Consider the following 2599-nt stretch of genomic DNA (forward strand, 5'->3'; position numbering starts at 1 on the left):
CAAAAATTCAAGAATTTATAAACTCGCTTCGCTCAAACAGTATAAATTCATGCTGACGCAAGCAAGTTTACGAAAGTTTAAACAGCTTCAGTTATTGGATTGTGCCTATAATATGCATCCTTGGTCAGAATCTTACTGACCAATTGGCGCAGTAAAACTCATATATAAAATATTGAATTATCCTTGGAGTCGGCAAAGTAGATCGTTATGTTGACGAAAGTGGACGAAGGATTTTCAATAATTTCGAATTTTGGATATCGGATGTTAGATTTCGGAAGAGTAAATTGCTATATTTTTTTAAAATAAAAGTCTTTTACTTTATTTCCGAAATCAGAAATCCCAAATCAGCAATAGGTTGGAATCCTTCGTATAGTTCTGATTCACAACTCATAATTCAGCACTCATAAGTACCTAATTTTTTCTCAATGAAACAATTGATTTTCCTTATTGCTCTAGCTACTCTGGCATGTGCCAACCGTGAAAGTAAGCTTGAGCAGAACGAACCTATTAAACCCTGTGCCTGCGATGGAAAGCCTTTCTTTAAAGTGTTAAAAATACAGCAGGTTCCTAATTCCAATTTTATCAATATCTTCTTCGGCGCTTGCGAAGCGTATCAAGTTAAGTGGGAAGTATTGAAAGACGGGAAGGTACTAGTGACTGGCATAGTAAAACCAACAACCTCTGCAGTAGGAGCTTATCTTGGCTCACTTTCCGAAGGAAACTATATTGCCAGACTCAGTGGGGTTAATTGTAGTGGGAAAAGTGAGATACCATTTCAATTTCGCCCTATCGAGGAGACAAAAAGCTTATCCCAGCAATCACAAATCGCTTATGACAGTTATCCTAATTTCTTCGATAATGTTCCTGTCGAAACACAAACAGATACCTATTCTCCCGAAAAGTTTCCTGCAACACCCATAGCATTATCCCCTGACTCTTTAATGGGAGGTATGCCAACCCCTGCTTTTGCCGTAATTTTTGATAAACCAATTGATGTTTTTCAAAAAAAGGAATCGACCATCGTACCAGAGGAATATATGTGAGTTTGGTTCATCCAGAATATCGCCCTTGTAACGAACGTTACCCCAATATTCAGTATGAAGCCCCGTGTAAAGACGGAACAGGTAAAGAGATTTCGTATGAAGATTTTATCTCAACGATTGAGCCTACGCGACGTGGTTTTTTTGCCTATCCACCTAAAGGAAACTCTGCCGAAGGTGAACAGTACTTTCTTACTCAACCAGAACAAAAACTCTATGAAGCTGGGCTAGATTATCATGGTTCGTTTGGTAGAGGAGATGCCGTTGGAGGAAAAGCTCAAGTGATGTTCCAAACGATGGATACTGAGATGAATATCTCTAATGGACCCGACAATAAGTCGAAAAATAAATATATGGCCTTTTTAAAAGGAATGGGGGATGCCATCACTGGATATGTATTAGCGATGTATTCCAATACCTTTCCTGGAGTAGGTAACTACCAGGCTGGACGTTATCCCAAAAACAAAAACGAATATTCGTCCATAGCTCAAAACCCAATTTGGACAGAAGCAGGTGACAATGGCTTAATTAAGGGTTGGAGACTTACCGATAACCGCAGAATAGTGGAAGCTGAAGAGGTTTCATGTTTGGCTGAAGATGGCTATGAGCAAGGGATGACTCTAAAAACAAAGGAGGGAAGAGCATTAAGAAATATAAATCATTTTGGTAGCAATGCCGATGTAGAACACGCTTTGGCAAAAATTATCCATATTACCGAAACAGGTGCTTATAGGGCACACTTGGACGGTCGAAAATATTGCTCACAAGCTAAAATTATTGCAGACCGTAACCCTCCTTACAATAATACCTCAGGTGGATTTTGGTATAACGATCACGCACAGTATGACCCACAAGGCTTTGGGGCTTATCTTCCGAGACATTTGGCTTTTATGGAGGGAATGATGGTGTTTTTTTCAGGTACTGATATATGGAACATCTGGGACCGTGCCAAACCTGGACTAAATCAAGACCCTTATAATGGTATATTGGGTGCTTTAACCTACCTAGGTACCAAAATCAAGACATCTACAGGAAGTTATTCTATGCTTGATTTACGACCAAATTTACAGTTTATGCTATGGGAATCAGAAATATCCTATGATGGGGGGCGTACTTGGCAACAACATAAAGGAACAGACTTTAAAGCCAATCCACAAGCATTACCATTAAGAATAGCCTATACCAAAGAGGGGAAAATCGCTATTTTTGCCTGTCGTCCCTACAACACCGAAGCTCAAAGCTGTCAATGGCGTGTAAAAATTAATAATCGTTGGATTACAGGTCAAATCACAGAAAAAGATTGGAAGTCCTGCTATCCAGCACAGACAGGAAGAAAAGATTTCTATTTGAAAGTGGAATAGAGGGATGATTTTGTACAATTACATTTCTAATTGAGTGAATTGGGATTGAGTGAATGGGTGATTATTTTAAAATTTATATTCTAATAGTAGAGACGCAATGATTGCGTCTTAAGTCGAGTCATTCTGTCAAAAAATAAAAGAACAAATGAACTTAATATGCGAATCAAGACTATCTCCTAAGCCTAGCCTAAGCCCTAA

2 protein-coding genes are annotated in these 2599 nt (G+C 38.8%); both read left to right on the forward strand.

The genetic code is table 11. The features are described 5' to 3' along the window. The first annotated feature begins 434 nt into the window (after positions 1-434). Positions 435-1043 (forward strand): hypothetical protein, encoded by a 609-nt coding sequence (locus BWI92_RS26280; RefSeq protein WP_141234943.1) that lies wholly within the window; start codon positions 435-437, stop codon positions 1041-1043. Continuing rightward, positions 1040-2401, forward strand: coding sequence for a hypothetical protein (locus tag BWI92_RS26285; RefSeq protein ID WP_095168598.1), 1362 nt, complete (start codon positions 1040-1042; stop codon positions 2399-2401). Before BWI92_RS26280 ends, BWI92_RS26285 begins: the two co-directional genes overlap by 4 nt. The last annotated feature ends 198 nt before the right edge of the window (positions 2402-2599 follow it).

Source organism: Flectobacillus sp. BAB-3569 (assembly GCF_002270355.1).
Taxonomy (GTDB): Bacteria; Bacteroidota; Bacteroidia; order Cytophagales; family Spirosomataceae; genus Flectobacillus; species Flectobacillus roseus.